We start from the raw sequence: 16,746 nt of genomic DNA, 5'->3' as shown, positions 1-16,746 counted from the left end.
ATTAATTGTTAAGGAAATGCCCGCATATCCCAAAAACTATCCTTTCTATAACTGGGTGCCTAAACCGATAGGCATTATCATCCTGTTCATGTTCTTCCTGCCCATTCTTACAGTAGGCGGAACTTACTCTGCCAGCGGCACGGAGATGATGAGCGGTCTGGGCATCATATCCGAACATATCCAGTTTGCCAACTTCGCCACATCCATAGGCATGGCGGCATTCTGCCCTTTCCTGTACCGGCTGGTATGTATCCGCAGGGAGAAAATGATGTGTATCGTCGGATTTTCGCTGATGTATATCTTCAGCTACATCTGCGCCAAGACAGACAGCATATTCCTGTTGGCGCTATGCAGTCTGTTTATGGGATTCCTGCGTATGGTGCTGATGATGGTCAATCTGTTTACTCTCATCAAGTATGCCGGTAACGTAGAAGCAACCGAAAAGATCACCCCCGGCAATGAACCCACCACCGGTGAAGGCTGGGACAAACTGGATATTGAACGAAGCGCTGCACAACCCGCCATTTACCTGTTTTTTATGGTATTGGGGCAGTTGGGCACATCGCTTACAGCATGGCTTACTTACGAATACGAGTGGCAATATGTTTATTACTTCATGATGGGGTTGCTGTTGCTCTGTATCCTCATTACCTTCGTCACGATGCCTTATCATAAGTATGCCACCCGCCGTTTTCCTATCAACCTCAAACAATTTGGCAACGCTTCCATCTTCTGTATCACACTGACGTGCATCACTTATGTGCTGACTTACGGCAAGGTGCTCGACTGGTATGACGACCCTACAATCCAATGGGCAACGGTCGGTGCTGTGGTTGCAGGTATTCTGTTTGTCTACATAGAAGTAACCCAGCGCAATCCCTACTATCAGTTCGACGTACTCAAGTTGCGAACTATCCGCTTCGGATTCCTGTTCTACTTTCTGTTAATGGTACTGAACTCCAGTTCAATGTTCGTCAATGTATTTACGGGAATAGGCATGAAGCTGGACAACTATCAAAACGCGACATTGGGCAACTGGTCTATGTTAGGTTATTTTATCGGTGGCATTGCAACGATCTGGCTCAGCGTGAAAGGAGTGCACTTTAAATATCTTTTTGCCGCAGGTTTCCTGTTTTTGGGATTATCCGCCATGTTCATGTACTTTGAGGTACAGGGCGCAGGCTTGTACGAACGAATGAAATATCCAGTTATTATCCGTTCTACAGGCATGATGTTCCTATACTCGCTGATACCGACTTTTGCAACCCAGCGTATGCCTTATAAATACCTCTCATCGTGGATTTGCACAATGCTTACTGTACGTATGGTACTTGCTCCCAGCATAGGAACCGCATTATACAGCAATGTATTGCAGGAACGGCAGCAACACTACATTACCCGTTATGCACAGAATGTGGATATGATGCACCCCGAGGCATCCGCCTCATTTATGCAAACCGTACAAGGAATGCAATATCAGGGGAAAAGCAAGCAGGAAGCCGTTAACATGGCAGCCACATCCACCAAAGGGCGCATTCAGGTGCAGGCCACCTTATCGGCAGTCAAGGAGATGGCGGGTTGGACATTGTATGCTTGCCTTTTTTGCATGATATTTGTTGTGGTACTGCCCTATCCTAAACGGAAATTATTAACTTAGCACTGTTTTCAAACAAGAACCGTAAACCCTACTCTCATGGATACCCGACAAGAACGTTTATCGCGCCTTGACAGTGCGTTATTGGACAAACGGCAAATTTGCAGTTCGGAAGGCGTGCTTTGCGCCTTCCCGTCTGCCTTGAAAAGTCCGTTTATGATAGACGGAGTGGGACTTATAATTTGCCGTCAAGGAAGTTTCACCTTCATCCTTAACCAGAAAACATTTTCCGCCAAAGCCGGTGATACGCTCTTTCTGCCGAAGGACTCCTTGTTTCAGGTACTACAGGCATCCGACAACGTAGAGGTATATATCTTCATCTATCAGACCGACCCCATACGGGACTTTATGGGAAACTCGGTAGTATCCATGCACCTATACTCGCATCTGGCCACCGAACCGTGCTACGTATGGAATACCGGAGAAGAAGAAGAGGTTTTAAAATACCTGTCACTATTGGACAGTACGCTGAAAATAGAAGAGAATCCTTTTAACCGGTATGAACAGAAGTTGCTTCTGTTGGCACTGACCCACAGGCTTTGCTCGGTTTATACACGCAAACTCATTGCCGAAAAGACTTCCGTAAGCCACAAGCACGATATATTTATCCGCCTGGTGCAATTAATAGAACAATATTATACGAAAGAGCGGGGGGTGGACTTCTACGCGGACAAGCTATGCCTGTCGCCCAAATACCTCTCCGCCCTCTCCAAATCCATTTGCGGATACACGGTACAGGAGCTGGTATTCAAGTCCATTATCCGCAAAAGCATTTCACTACTCAAGAATACACAAAAGAACGTACAGGAAATCTCCGATTTCTTCAACTTCCCGAACGCATCCTATTTCGGCACTTTCTTCAAGAAACAGATTGGAATGTCGCCACAGCAATACCGCAGAATGTAGGGAAACATCATATTGCTATTACGCTTTCAGTCGAATAACGAAACGACTGCCTTTTCCCAATTCACTCTGAACGGTCAGCGTGCCGCCATGAGCTTCTACAAAATCTTTGGATATGGATAGTCCCAATCCGCTTCCCTGCACTTTCGTACCGGGTACACGGAAGTAACGGTCGAAGATGCTCTGGTGATAGCGCGGATCAATACCTTTACCGAAATCCTGTACATAAAGTTCCACACTATTATCTTCCTGCCTTGCGCCGATAATGACATGCCCGTTTTCCTTGGAATAGCGAATGGCGTTACTCAACAAGTTAGTGAGCACCCATGCTATCTTCTCGCTATCCACAAACAGTTTCGGCATCTTCTCTTCCGGATATTCCACCTCAATCTGTATATTGAACTTATCGGCCTGCACCTGATTTGCCTTGATGGCATATTCTATCAGTTCGATAGGTTTCGTTATCTTCGGTATCATCTGCAACTTGCCGGCTTCCACCTGCGTCATATTAAGAAGCTCGCCTGTAATCCCCAGCAAGCGGTCTGCATTTTCCCTGATACTTTTCGAAAGTTGTTCCTGTTCCTCGTTCAAAGCGCCCACACGATTATCCTCTAAAAGCTGCAGACTCATAAGAATGGCGGAGATAGGGGTTTTCAATTCATGCGAAATCGTAGAAATAAAAGTTGTTTTTGCCGTATCCAGTTCCTTAAATTCGGTGATATTCTTCAACAGGATAACATCGCCCAGATTATGAGATTCGTCCGTATCGGCATCCGTATTCATAATAGTAATATAAGATGCCTGAAAATAGCTTTCCTTATTATCCGCGTAAATTTTCAAAGGCTCTTTCTTCTCGCCCGGATTAACCAACTCCCTTATCAGCCTCCGGAGCAGATCGTTTTTCAGCGACAGTTCCTCTGCCGAACGGCGTATGACATCCTCACGCTTCAGATTCAGTACCGTCAGCGCTTCTTTATTGACGAAAAGAATTTCGTGTTCGCGGTTTAAGCCGATAATAGGTTCATGAATACTGTTTACGATGGCTTCCAGAAACTTTTTGGCGGATAAAATATCATTCAGCGTACTGGTACGATATTCCGTAAGGCGTTCCGCCATGCTGTTAAAACTATCGGCCACCTCGCGGAACTCTTCGTGTTCGCTCATGTCAAGGCGTTTTTCATAATTATGGTTAGCTATTTCGAGGATGCCCTGCGTCAGTTCCCTGATAGGTTTATTAATGGAGCGGGGCAACCATACCAACAACACGATACTGGCAAGAATGCAAATACCGCCCGTAATGGAAATCCAAAGCAAGGCCCGTTGCAAGCCGGGCATGGCGGCAGGGCTATCCGGCTCCGTAGCCGTCAGTATCTGGAGATTTACAACAGAAAGGGCTACCAGCAGGATTATCATACCTGCCAGAACGCCTACACTGAGTATCAGTTTTGTACGAATATTCATAACGGTCAAGATATTAAATTTTATGCAAGTATAATCAAATCTATGTTTGCTTGCGCCAGTTCGTTCACAAATTTTCTATATTTCAGAACCATAAACAAGGATTGCGGCAAAGCGAACGAAGGACTACCCATACAAACGGTCGTTATCTGCTTCTCTTTACAAGCCGTAACGATGCTGTCCAACACGTCTTTGGATTGCACCTGCATGACCTCTCCGCCCAATTCGGTCACCAGCTTGAAATGATTCAGCAGATGCCGCTGGTTCGCAAGGGCAATGCGGTCGGCACTCTCCCGGGGAGTCTGTACATAAAGGGCAACGAACGACGTATTATAACGGGTTGCCAATCGTGCCGCCTTGCGGATAATGCGGCGTGGCGTTTTCTCATGACTGCTGATACACGCCATGAACTTCTCATGCCGCACGCCCACACAGGAAACCACCACTTCATTCTCCACTTTCTTCTCCACTCTTAACGCCACCTCCTTCAGAGCCAGTTCGCGCAGTTGCAGAATATTTTCCGTCTTGAAGAAATTATTCAAAGCAAGGGCCACTTTATCCGGCTTGTATATTTTACCGGCTTTCAGGCGGGTTATCAGCTCTTCCGCCGTCAGGTCGATATTCACCACTTCATCCGCTTCTTCCAGCACACTGTCGGGAATGCGTTCCTTTACCTCGATACCAGAAATGCCTTGCACTTCTTCATTAATGCTCTCGATATGCTGTATGTTGACAGCGGATATAACATTGATACCCTCATCCAGCAAGTCCATTACATCCTGCCAACGCTTCTCATTCCTACTGCCTTCTACATTGGTATGCGCCAGCTCGTCCACAATAACGATTTCCGGATGGATACGGATGATAGCGTCAAGGTCCATTTCCTCGAGTTCCTTACCCTTATAGAATATCTTACGCCGGGGAATTACGGGCAGTCCCGCCAACACCGCCTCCGTACCGGCACGTCCATGCGTTTCCACATAGCCTATATTCACGTCTACCCCATTGTCCAGCAAGTCATGGGCTTCCTGAAGCATACGATAAGTTTTGCCTACACCGGCAATCATGCCGATGTAGACCTTAAACTTACCACGACGTGATTTCTTAATCAAGTCGAGGAAATGTTGTACACTCTCCTCCCTGCTCATGGCTTCAGAGTTATACCAAACACCAGATGCGCATCTTCCATACGGGGATTCCAAATAGCCTGCGCAAATATCGGTATCGCGAATTTGTCCGTCACCTTTATATCCTTCGTGGCTTTCAGTGCCAGATTGGTTACAGCGAATCCGCTGTTCGGTACTCCGTAAACACCTACGCCGGCTTCGTAAGGCAGAAAACCGCAAGTGGCATTCAAATCGACGGATTTAATGCTGAACGGATAGTTCAATTCTACATAAGAAGAATAATTCTGCTCTCCCTTCTCATTCTTATCCGCGCCGGCAAACATCGTGTACCAGGCTATTGACAGCGGAAACTTCTCCAACGGAAGTGTATAGGCAAGCCCCGCTTCAAAATGGTGGGCCGTTTCATGGCTTTTGAAGTTAAAATACTTATTGCTTCCCTGACCTGCCCACCAAAGACTGGCAACGGACAAGGTCAAACCGGAATCACCGAACGTATAAGCTGCCGTCAAATCTATTTCTTTGGCAGCCTCACCGTCCGAGGAACTTGTTCCATCGAAATCGGTAGAGCCCCATGCCGTCAACGCAAAGCCGCCTATCCCAAAGCCTAAAGTCGGCTGGAAACTAACTCCGGTTTGATAAAAGCCGCGCCATACATAGGAACTGATCAAATCACCCTGTATCTTAAATTCCTGCGCCTGCACTTTATCCACTCCCATAAAATTTACTGCCAAAGCGGCAATAACGCCTATTACCGTTACTTTTACCCGATTCATATCTTTCATTATTTTCTTATTTTCCATTTGCTTTTTCCAATGCAATATTCAGTTTCAGCACATTCACTTTCGCCGTACCGAACAATCCCAGCAACGGTTTTTCAACAGCCTTGTCAACGATGCCCCGGACAGTAGCCTCATCCATTCCCCTTGCCTCAGCCACACGCTTTACCTGTACATAAGCACTGGCAGGCGTAATATCGGGATCAAGCCCCGAAGCGCTGGCCGTTACCATTTCGGCAGGAACTTCTTTACGCTGCAAATAAGGATGATGCAGCAAGAATGTATCTATACGCGCTTCCACTTCCGCAAGGTATTCTTCATTTGCAGGGCCTTTATTGCTACCTGCCGAGCTGCTTGCATCATAACCGTCACCGGCACAGGAAGGCCGTCCCCAAAAATAAATGTCTTCCGTAAACATCTGCCCCACGTTGGCAGCGCCCACTGCCTTGCCGTTCAGGGTCAATACCTCGGCATTTCCTTTATTCGGCCCTGCAAATTGTGCGAATATCCACAATACAAGGATATAGAACACGGAAAAGAATATGCAGAAAGCGACGGTTATTCTAACTGATTTCCAAAGAGTTTTCATTTTCTTTTTATTTTAAATTAAAAAAACAAACTGACAAACATATCTATTAACTTAATACCTATGAACGGCGCTATGACACCACCCAAACCATAAATCAGCAAGTTGCGGCGCAGTAACGCGCTTGCGCCGATCGGTTTGTACCGGACGCCTCTCAAAGCCAACGGTATCAGTATGGGAATGATGACAGCATTAAAGATGATAGCCGAAAGAATGGCCGTTTCAGGGCTATGCAACCCCATGATATTCAATGGGGCCAATTGAGGGATAGCAACCATGAACAGTGCGGGAATAATAGCAAAGTATTTGGCCACATCATTCGCAATGGAGAAAGTCGTAAGCGTACCGCGCGTCATCAGCAACTGCTTGCCTATCTCTACTATTTCAATCAGCTTGGTCGGGTCATTGTCAAGGTCTACCATATTGCCGGCTTCCTTTGCAGCCTGCGTACCGCTATTCATGGCAACCCCCACATTTGCCTGCGCCAGCGCGGGGGCATCATTGGTTCCGTCTCCCATCATGGCAACCAGTTTGCCGGCCTGCTGTTCTTTCTTGATATACTCCATTTTATCCTCCGGCTTTGCTTCGGCAATGAAATCATCCACACCGGCTTTTTCGGCAATATATTTGGCGGTCAACGGGTTGTCACCGGTCACCATGACCGTCTTCACCCCCATTTTACGAAGACGTTCAAAGCGTTCCTGGATGCCCGGCTTGATAATGTCCTGCAATTCTATGACTCCCAATACCGCTTTATTGACACACACTACCAGCGGGGTACCGCCATTGCCCGAAATGACGGCAATCGCTTCTTCCACTTCTTTCGGGAATTTATTCCCCGCGCTTTCCACAATCCGACGAATCGCATCGAACGCACCTTTGCGGATTTGAGTACCGTCTTGCAGGTCGACACCGGAACATTTGGTTTCGGCCGTAAACTTAATCATGTGGGCTCCCGCAGTATTGAGGTCGCGCATACGATGTCCGTTCTCACGCCCCAACTCGATGACGGACTTTCCTTCCGGGGTTTCATCGGAAAGCGAGGACAATAGGCAAGCCTCTACAAACACCTTTTCATCAATGCCCGGAGCCGGATGAAACTTGGTAGCCTTACGATTACCGATAGTAATTGTACCGGTCTTGTCCAACAGCAACGTATCAATGTCACCGGCAGTTTCAACGGCTTTGCCCGATTTTGTAATTACATTGGCACGCAGAGCACGATCCATACCGGCAATACCGATTGCCGAAAGCAAGCCGCCGATGGTTGTCGGTATCAGGCAGACAAACAATGAAAGAATAGCCGCAATAGAGATATACGTACCCGGATGGTCGATATTGGTATAGTCCGCCATCGGAATCAACGTAATACATACGATTACGAACACTAACGTAAAACCGGCCAATAAGATAGTCAGCGCTATTTCGTTCGGTGTTTTCTTCCGGGTGGCACCCTCTACCAGCGCAATCATCTTGTCGAGGAAACTCTCGCCCGGTTGCTGCGTAACCAACACCTTTATCTTATCCGACAGCACTTTCGTACCGCCGGTAACGGAGCTTTTATCACCGCCCGCCTCACGGATTACCGGAGCGGATTCACCGGTAATGGCACTCTCGTCAATAGAAGCCAACCCTTCCACAATCTCGCCATCGGCAGGAATCGTATCGCCGGCTTCGCAAACAAAGAAGTCTCCCTTCTTGAGACGTGCGCTGCTTACAGTGCGTAACTTGCCTTCCACCAAAACCTTTGCGGGCGTTTCTTCACGCGTTTTACGCAGGCTGTCCGCCTGTGCCTTGCCACGGGCTTCGGCAATGGCCTCGGCAAAGTTGGCAAACAACAAAGTGACAAACAATATCACAAACACCAGGAAGTTATAACCGAACGTCCCGTATTCCGATGTTCCCAAAGAGAGGATGCAGACTACCAGCATCACCAATGTCACCAGCTCCACAGTGAACATGATCGGATTCTTTATCATCACCCGCGGATTCAACTTCACGAATGACTGTTTCAAACTTTCCATTACTTGCTCCTTTTGAAACAAAGAAGCTGATTTTTTATCCTTCATAAACATATCTGATTATTCTTATCTCGTTACAAACTGAAGTGTTCGGCAATAGTACTCAACGCATGTGCCGGGAAGAAAGACAAAGCTGCCACGATAAAGATTACGGCAAAAGTCATTACGGCAAAGGTGAACGTATCGGTTTTCAGCGTACCGGCACTTTCGGGAATAAATCTCTTCTGCGCCAACAGACCAGCAATGGCAACCTGCCCTACAATAGGAAGAAAACGGCTCAGAATAAGTACCCAACCGCAGGCATAGTTCCAGAAATAAGTATTGTCGCCCAAGCCTTCGAAACCGGAGCCGTTGTTGGCAGCGCACGAAGTAAATTCATAGAATTGCTCGCTCAGCCCGTGAAAACCGGGATTGTTCAGCCAGCCGCCCTCACTCTCTACAAACTCCGGATGGTGCGCAAGGAGGTAACAAGACAGAGCCGTGCCTACCAATATCACAAACGGATGAAGCAGCGCAACGATTGTTGCTATTTTCATCTCCCGGGCTTCCACTTTCTTTCCGAGAAACTCCGGTGTACGTCCCACCATCAGTCCGCTGATAAAGACTGCGATAATGATAAATGTATAATAGTTCATCCACCCTACACCGACACCGCCGAACCAAGTGTTTATCTGCATGTTCAGCATCTCCATCATACCGGACAGGGGCATCGTAGAATCGTGCATGCCATTGACGGAACCGTTGGAAGTAACCGTAGTTGTAATGCTCCATAATGCGGTAGCACCTGCTCCCAGACGGACTTCCTTGCCTTCCATAGCCCCATTGTCCTGTGCAATGCCCATATCGTCAATGCGAGGATTACCGTTCATCTCCTGATAAACATTGATGCCGACACCCGCCAAATAGGCACAGAGCATTACGCCGTAAATACTATAAGCCAGTTTCATCCGTTTTGTATAAAAACCCAACGCAAAAACCATAGCCATAGGTATAATCAGGATAGACCAGCATTCTACGATATTGGACAGGTAGGTAGGATTTTCCAACGGATGAGACGAATTTACGCCGAAGTAACCACCGCCGTTCGTACCCAACTGCTTGATAGGAACGATGGCAGCCACCGGCCCTTGTGACACCGTTTGTTCCTGTCCTTCAAGCGTAGTCACCTCCATCTTACCGTCAAAACCCATCGGAGTACCTTGTGTAATAAGGATAAAGCCGACAATCAGGGAAAGCGGCAAAAGAATACGCGTGCAACTCAATACAAGAAAGTTCCAGAAGTTACCGATTGTATTCGTTGTTTTACGGCTGATGGACTTCATAATGCCCGCCATAGCCGCCATACCTGTCGCTGCGGTAATAAACTGGAAGAGCATGATGACGAACAACTGGGTAAAATACGTCAGTCCGCTCTCACCGGAATAATGCTGCAAGTTACAGTTTACCATAAAACTGATGCAGGTATTGAATGCCTGGTCGGGAGTTTGCGGGCCATTACCGTCAGGATTCAGCGGCAGCCATCCTTGACTGACCAACAGCACCATTCCCCAGACAAACCAGAAAGCATTCAATATCAGCAACGCCTTGAGGAACTGCTTCCAGTTCATTTCTTCATTGGGATTAACGCCCGCTACCTTAAATATCAGTCTCTCTAGCGGTTTCATAAAGTCCGACCATGTCTTCTCTCCTTTATAAACCTTCGCAATATATTTTCCCAGCGGATAAGAAATCGCCACCAACAGGAAAATCTGTAAAACTACACCTAAAATTTCCGTATTCATTTCTTTAATCTTTTAGAACCTTTCGGGTTTCACCAGAACATACATTAAGTACCCGAACACTGCAACACCTAATACAAATAATACTGTGTACATAATCTTTTCTCTCCTCTTTAAATCTTCTCAAACCAATCCACACATTTCCAGAATAGCCAGAAAGCGAGAAATCCGCTCAACAGGCAGAAAATAAATGAAATCGTTATTCCCATGTTTTTACGTTGTTAAATTAATATTCATGTTTTACCGTCCTCATAATTGCCAAATGCGTGCCAAAATAGGAGTCTGAAAGATAAAATACTGATTTACAAATAAATAAAACACAATAAAGGAGTTACAGAAAAAGAAAACACCCTTTCAAAATGAAAGGGTGTCTATCAAAATAGAAAAGGTACATTGCATGCTTCGAGGTTCATCTGGCGAAACCATTTATTTCCTTAGGAGAAACCGGAAGTTCCACGGGGTGAAACAAAGAGTACCCCGGCATGGTACACTTTGTTTCCCGACATGGAACACTTCGTTCCACGCCGGGAAACTTTCGGCAAGTTACGGAAAAGAACAGATTATATTCCGTATTCTTCGATTTTGCGGTAGAGTGTGGTCAATCCGATTTTGAGCAGGCGGGCTGCTTCGGTCTTATTACCTTTTGTATATTCCAACACACGGGCGATGTGGCGACGCTCCATGGCAGAAAGTTCAAAACTGCCGGGAGTGGTTTCATCGGATTGTTCGTAATGTGTGTTCTGTATATCGAGCGGCAAGTCGGCAACATCCAGCCGTTCACTCTCGCAAACAATCAGACTGCGCTCTATCACATTACGCAATTCCCGAATATTACCTTTCCAAGGTTGTTGTTCGAGGGCTTCGAGAAAAGCGGGTGTTATTTCCGTAACGGGACGTGCCAACCGAACGGAGAAGTCCTTTACAAAGGCTTTTGCCAGAATACGTACATCGCCCGCCCGTTCACGCAAGGGCGGCAGATGAATTTGGAATACGGAGAGTCTGTAGAATAAATCTTCGCGAAAACGTCCTGCGGTAATCTCTTCCGGCAGATTGCGGTTGGTTGCGGCAACAACACGCACATTCACACGGGTGGGTTTGGTATCGCCAATCTTTATATATTCGCCTGTTTCGAGAATGCGCAGCAGTTTGGCTTGCAGTTCAAATGCCATTTCACCGATTTCATCCAAGAAGATAGTGCCATTGTCGGCCTCCTCAAACAATCCTTTCTTATCTTTCAATGCTCCTGTAAACGAACCGGCTTTATGACCGAACATCTCGCTTTCCAACAGTTCCTTACTGAAAGAGGAGCAGTTTACCGCTACGAAATTCTGCTTAGCACGCTTACTATTATAATGTATGGCTTGCGCAAAGACCTCCTTTCCCGTACCCGTTTCACCCGTCAGTAATACGGGAACATCCGTTCCCGATACTTTCTGTGCCAGTGAAACGGCATCTTTCAATGCTTTCGAATCACCCAAAACAGAATCGAAAGAATACGTATGCCCCACTTTCTTTTCCAGTTTCTCCAAGCGGACGTTCATGCGCGCCTTCTCTACGGCACGGCTAACAAGCGGTATAATCTTATTGTTATCATCACCTTTGGTGATATAATCGAAAGCGCCGTTCTTAATGGCCTGCACCCCGTCCGGGATATTACCGTGCGCCGTCAACAGGATTATCTCTACGTTAGGGGCTGTTTTCTTGACAGACGACACAAGGTCTACCCCGTTACCGTCAGGAAGAAACACATCGCACAAGACTACATCCGGGCTCTGAAATTCCAACTGCTTCAAAGCAGTCCTGCAATCACCGGCCTGGCATACTTCATATCCTTCCAACTCCAACATACGCGACAAAAGGGTACGGAGCTGTACTTCATCGTCAACGACTAAAATCTTGCTCATATTTTTCGGATAAGTTTAAAGTAATAAATGGTAAAAACAGGGGATGTGCAAATATAAACGTTTTCCGGGAAACAAACGGCATGTCTTTTGAACTTTTATAAGTGAAGGGAGCGCACATAAGACTACGAAAAAGTAAAAAAACACCTTACAATGTATCCTCAGAGGCATTGTAAGAGAACTGAAAAAGAAACTCGCCCTTCCATTTCGGAAATGAGCCTTCTAAAACGAAAAGGAATACAGAGGCTTCATCCGACAGTAAAAAAAGAATAACTAAAAAAGATTTAAAAATGAAAGTTTGCAAATTTGGCGGTACTTCCGTCGGCACAGTAGAGAGAATGAAACACGTAGCGGAGCTCATTTCAGAGTCCACACCGAAGATTGTAGCCCTGTCCGCAACGGCAGGCACTACCAATCATCTGGAAGAAATTGCAGCCAGCCTGTTCAACCGCGACATAGAACAGGCACACGAGAAAATCACCCGGCTGGAATTCCAGTTCATAGACTTTGCCAACGAACTGTTGACAGACGAGTCCACAAAGCGGGAAGCGATAGATTATATTCTCGACCGCTTCCAGCGACTCTGGCAATTTATCAATGATGAATTCACCTCGGTTGAAGAAAAAGAGGTTTTGGCACAAGGGGAACTTATCAGTACAGCCCTGCTGCACTTCTACCTGCGGGAACGGAAGATTGCCAATATCCTGCTCTCCGCCTTCGACTTTATGCGTACCGGGCCGGAAGGAGAACCGGACTTGAAATATATAGAGGAAAAACTACAGGTGCAATTGGCACAGTATCCCGGCATCAACCTTTTTATTACTCAAGGGTACATCTGCAAAAATGCTTATAATGAAACGGATAACCTGAAACGGGGCGGCAGCGACTATACGGCATCGCTCATCGGCGCTGCCATCCGCGCAGAGGAAATACAGATATGGACGGACATTGACGGGATGCACAATAATGACCCGCGTGAAGTAACGGGAACCCGCTCCGTAAAGCATCTCAGTTTCAACGAAGCCGAGCAGCTGGCCTTTTACGGAGCAAAAATATTACACCCGTTCTGCATCGCCCCGGCACGCAAGCGCAATATCCCGGTACGATTGCTCAACTCAATGAATCCTCAGGCAGAGGGGACATTGATTTCGGATTTGCAGGACGACAATATCATTAAAGCCATAGCCGCCAAAGACAACATCTTCTACGTGAAGTTCGAGTCGAAACATAACTTATGTCCTTATCAGTTTATCAGTAAGATTTTTGATACGTTTGCCAAATACAGAACGCCGCTTTGTCTGTTGGTTTCATCCAATCAGGATGTATCCGTCGCCATAGACAACAGCGAACATCTATGCAAAATCCTTGCGGAGCTGGAACAATATGCAAAAATTCTGATGGAAGACCGCATGTCCATTGTATCCGTGGTGGGAAACATGCGTTGGCAGTATGCCGGTGTCGAAGCACAGATTATAGAAGCTCTGGCAGATATCCCGCTACGTATGATTTCGTATGGCAGCAATGACAGTGACGTGGCATTCGTCATTAAGACGGAAGACAAGAAAAGGGCTTTGCAGGCACTCAGCAATAGACTTTTCGAGCCGGAGACGGATAAAATTGTAAAGTAAATAAAAGTTCAATCTATGGAGCCAATAAACAGATACTTTCAAAGAATTTCCGTATTTTTGCTTTCATTGTTTTTACAACCTTATATAATATAAAGTCTAACTAAAACCAACAGATATGATAACTCCCATCTATTCTCCCGCCCCCGGCAGATACGAAAACGGTATGAAATACCGCCGTTGCGGAAAGAGCGGCATCCTTCTACCTGAAATATCTTTAGGGCTATGGCACAACTTCGGCGATGTCAATACTTTCGCCAACTCGCTATCAATGGCACATTATGCATTCGACAAGGGTATCACCCATTTTGACCTCGCCAACAATTACGGCCCTTCCTGCGGCTCTGCAGAAGAAACATTCGGTATGATTATGAAGAAATCATTTATGCCCTACCGGGATGAATTATTCATTTCTACCAAAGCAGGACATGAAATGTGGCCGGGTCCTTACGGTGATTGGGGTTCCCGAAAATCACTGATGAGCAGCCTCAACCAAAGTTTAAAGCGGATGAACCTCGAATATGTAGACATCTTCTATACCCACCGTTACGATCCCAACACCCCGCTTGAAGAGACACTTCAAACACTCGTTGACATCGTACGGCAAGGTAAAGCGCTATACATCGGCATTTCCAAATACCCTAAAGACAAAGCAGAATTAGCATATAAATACTTGGAAGAGCGGGATGTGCACTGCCTACTCCATCAAGGTAAATACAATCTGTTTAACCGCGAACCGGAAGAAGAAGGTATCCTGAGGCAAGCCAAAGAAAACGGTACAGGATTCATCGCTTTCTCCCCTTTGGCACAAGGATTGCTTACCAACCGCTACCTGAACGGTATTCCCGATGATTCACGCATCGCCAAAGGCGGCTTCCTTAAAAAAGAAGCGCTGACAGATGAAGTCTTGAAAAAGATAAAAGCACTGAATGAACTCGCCATCCGTCGCGGTCAGACACTTGCCGAAATGGCGCTTGCATGGATACTGAAAGACGACTTGGTGACCTCGGTTATTATCGGAGCCAGTTCTGTTGGACAATTGGCAGATAATCTGAAAGCGATTGATAATACCGCTTTCTCTGCAGAAGAATTAAAAAACATTTATCAGATTGTAAAATAGTCGCCAATACCCTCGTATGCTATGAAAGAGACTATCTCAAAATGAAAATTGAGATAGTCTTTTTGATATAACCAGTCCCAAAGCGGTAACAACTATTTAAAACCAGCTAATTCCACCGCCTTGAATTATTATTGTGCCACTTTGTTGGCACAACAATGCCTATTTATTGGCACAACTATGCCACTTATATGGCACGATTATGCCAACGAACTGGCAATGATAGTCTGAAAAGCCATTCATACCCATCTGAATAAAAAGAAAACATACCAGTTTCTTTATAGTCCACCGCACATTTAACACATCTATTTTTGAACCTTTTATTTTTTATCTTGTTCTTTCTCCAAAAGCCTAAGGTACCAATAGGGCAGGAATTTATATTTAACCTAAACATTATAGAAGTATGAAGAAATTTATTCCCTTATTATTAGCGGTCTTCGCAATAGCATTCGTATCTTGCGAAAAAGACCCCGACATGGATAAGCTGGACAGCAAGTATCTGGTTTATACCAATTATGACACGAAAGCAGACTTCAAAGCTTTCGAAACTTATTACTTACCGGATAGCATCCTTGTTATCGGCAACAGTAAAGACGCCGAATATTGGAAAGACGAAAGTGCACAGGAAATTCTCAGCGCATACGTTGCCAATATGAACAACCGCGGTTATGTCCGTACAGACAATCGCGAAAACGCCGACCTCGGTTTGCAAGTGAGTTACGTAAAGAGCACTTACTACTTTACGGACTACGGACGCCCCGAATGGTGGTGGAACTACCCGGGCTATTGGGATGCTCCTTACTGGGGTAACTGGGGCGGATGGTACTATCCGTATGCCGTAAACTATGCTTATAGTACCGGTTCCTTCATCACCGAATTGCTGAACCTCGACGCTCCCCAAGGCGAAAAGGAAAAACTTCCCGTACTGTGGACCAGCTACATGAGCGGGTTATTGAGCGGCTCGACATCTTTCAACACCAAAATGGCAGTGGAAGGCGTGAACCAGGCTTTTACACAATCTGCCTATCTTAACAGAATGAGTGCCCAGCCGAGATAAACTACCGACTTCTTCTATCCTGATAGAAAGCTATTGTTGAATTTATAAAACAAGAACAAGTATGAAAACATTGAAATATATATCCTTGAGGGCATTCGCAATCGCCGCCCTCGCCCTTGTCTTCGCCATGCCGGCAAAGGCACAGATGACCGATAACGGTTATGCCAACATCGACTGGCAGTTCAATTTCCCCTTAAACAACCACTTTGCCGACAAAGGCAGCGGATGGGGGATGAACTTTGAAGGCGGTTACTTCCTGACGTCCAACTTTGCTTTGGGAGGCTTCCTGGCTTATCATAGCAACCATGAATATTTCAGCCGTCAGACCTTGCCGGTCGGTACGAGCGGCAGTTTGAATACCGACCAGCAGCATACCGTATTCCAGTTGCCTTTCGGTCTTGCCACACGTTATGCGTGGAACCGTGGCGGTGCATTCCAACCGTATGTGGGCGTAAAACTCGGTACACAATATGCACAGTTGAAGTCCACTTTCAATGTATTTGAAACCAATAAAGATACATGGGGATTCTACGTATCTCCAGAAATCGGTTTCAACGTTTACCCGTGGGCTTACGGTCCGGGCCTGCACTTCGCAGCCTATTACAGCTACGGGACCAACAAAGGCGACCTCTTCACTTACAGTGTGGACGGTATGAACAACTTAGGTCTGCGTATCGGTATTGCATTCTGACATACACACCTAAAACTTAACAGAATAAATTAATTGTTTCAAAAAAAAGAGA

The 16,746-nt window shown here is 46.1% G+C and carries 14 protein-coding genes; 6 read left to right on the top strand and 8 right to left on the bottom strand.

The features are described 5' to 3' along the window. Positions 1-16: 16 nt before the first annotated feature. Both NQ565_RS05395 and NQ565_RS05390 read left to right on the top strand, forming a co-directional pair. The gene (locus tag NQ565_RS05395; protein ID WP_005652377.1) at positions 17-1,657 is read left to right on the top strand and encodes an MFS transporter; all 1,641 of its coding nucleotides are present in this window, start codon (positions 17-19) and stop codon (positions 1,655-1,657) included. Positions 1,658-1,693: 36 nt separating this feature from the next. Continuing rightward, the gene (locus NQ565_RS05390) at positions 1,694-2,560 is read left to right on the top strand and encodes an AraC family transcriptional regulator (protein WP_005652379.1); all 867 of its coding nucleotides are present in this window, start codon (positions 1,694-1,696) and stop codon (positions 2,558-2,560) included. 18 nt (positions 2,561-2,578) lie between these two features. Here NQ565_RS05390 and NQ565_RS05385 read toward each other — a convergent pair whose 3' ends face one another. From NQ565_RS05385 to NQ565_RS05355, 8 genes are all read right to left on the bottom strand, one after another. Further along, positions 2,579-4,018: an ATP-binding protein gene (locus tag NQ565_RS05385; protein ID WP_005652381.1), complete on the bottom strand. Its 1,440-nt coding sequence runs from the start codon at positions 4,016-4,018 to the stop codon at positions 2,579-2,581. 20 nt (positions 4,019-4,038) lie between these two features. After that, positions 4,039-5,163, bottom strand: coding sequence for a sensor protein KdpD (locus NQ565_RS05380; RefSeq protein ID WP_005652384.1), 1,125 nt, complete (start codon positions 5,161-5,163; stop codon positions 4,039-4,041). Continuing rightward, the gene (locus tag NQ565_RS05375) at positions 5,160-5,915 is read right to left on the bottom strand and encodes a hypothetical protein (protein WP_016661201.1); all 756 of its coding nucleotides are present in this window, start codon (positions 5,913-5,915) and stop codon (positions 5,160-5,162) included. The genes NQ565_RS05380 and NQ565_RS05375 overlap by 4 nt, the downstream gene beginning before the upstream one ends. Positions 5,916-5,931: 16 nt before the next feature. Beyond that, the gene (locus tag NQ565_RS05370; RefSeq protein WP_005652390.1) at positions 5,932-6,507 is read right to left on the bottom strand and encodes a K(+)-transporting ATPase subunit C; all 576 of its coding nucleotides are present in this window, start codon (positions 6,505-6,507) and stop codon (positions 5,932-5,934) included. A 17-nt stretch (positions 6,508-6,524) separates the two neighbouring features. Beyond that, on the bottom strand, positions 6,525-8,573 hold the full coding sequence (gene kdpB / locus NQ565_RS05365; RefSeq protein ID WP_040315517.1) for a potassium-transporting ATPase subunit KdpB: 2,049 nt from the start codon (positions 8,571-8,573) through the stop codon (positions 6,525-6,527). A 26-nt stretch (positions 8,574-8,599) separates the two neighbouring features. Beyond that, positions 8,600-10,306 (bottom strand): potassium-transporting ATPase subunit KdpA, encoded by a 1,707-nt coding sequence (gene kdpA, locus NQ565_RS05360; RefSeq protein ID WP_005652395.1) that lies wholly within the window; start codon positions 10,304-10,306, stop codon positions 8,600-8,602. A 12-nt stretch (positions 10,307-10,318) separates the two neighbouring features. Continuing rightward, complete coding sequence (gene kdpF, locus NQ565_RS17020; RefSeq protein WP_117666942.1) at positions 10,319-10,399, bottom strand: K(+)-transporting ATPase subunit F; 81 nt, start codon at positions 10,397-10,399, stop codon at positions 10,319-10,321. A 464-nt stretch (positions 10,400-10,863) separates the two neighbouring features. Next, positions 10,864-12,207 (bottom strand): sigma-54-dependent transcriptional regulator, encoded by a 1,344-nt coding sequence (locus NQ565_RS05355; protein ID WP_005652396.1) that lies wholly within the window; start codon positions 12,205-12,207, stop codon positions 10,864-10,866. 287 nt (positions 12,208-12,494) lie between these two features. Between NQ565_RS05355 and NQ565_RS05350 the strand changes: the two genes are divergently transcribed. The 4 genes from NQ565_RS05350 to NQ565_RS05335 all read left to right on the top strand — a co-directional run bounded on the left by NQ565_RS05350 (position 12,495) and on the right by NQ565_RS05335 (position 16,694). Beyond that, on the top strand, positions 12,495-13,832 hold the full coding sequence (locus NQ565_RS05350) for an aspartate kinase (protein WP_005652399.1): 1,338 nt from the start codon (positions 12,495-12,497) through the stop codon (positions 13,830-13,832). A gap of 115 nt (positions 13,833-13,947) precedes the next feature. Then, a complete protein-coding gene (locus NQ565_RS05345) occupies positions 13,948-14,949 on the top strand; it encodes an aldo/keto reductase (RefSeq protein ID WP_005652403.1) in 1,002 nt (333 codons plus the stop codon). 400 nt (positions 14,950-15,349) lie between these two features. After that, positions 15,350-16,003 (top strand): DUF4136 domain-containing protein, encoded by a 654-nt coding sequence (locus NQ565_RS05340; RefSeq protein ID WP_005652407.1) that lies wholly within the window; start codon positions 15,350-15,352, stop codon positions 16,001-16,003. A gap of 61 nt (positions 16,004-16,064) precedes the next feature. After that, positions 16,065-16,694 carry a porin family protein gene (locus NQ565_RS05335; RefSeq protein WP_005652409.1) on the top strand — a complete coding sequence of 210 codons (630 nt, stop codon included), beginning with the start codon at positions 16,065-16,067 and terminating at the stop codon, positions 16,692-16,694. Positions 16,695-16,746 lie beyond the last annotated feature (52 nt).

This window comes from Bacteroides stercoris ATCC 43183 (assembly GCF_025147325.1).
GTDB lineage: Bacteria > Bacteroidota > Bacteroidia > Bacteroidales > Bacteroidaceae > Bacteroides > Bacteroides stercoris.
Note: the sequence above shows the minus strand (reverse complement) of the source record. Positions and strands in the feature narration are given on the sequence as shown.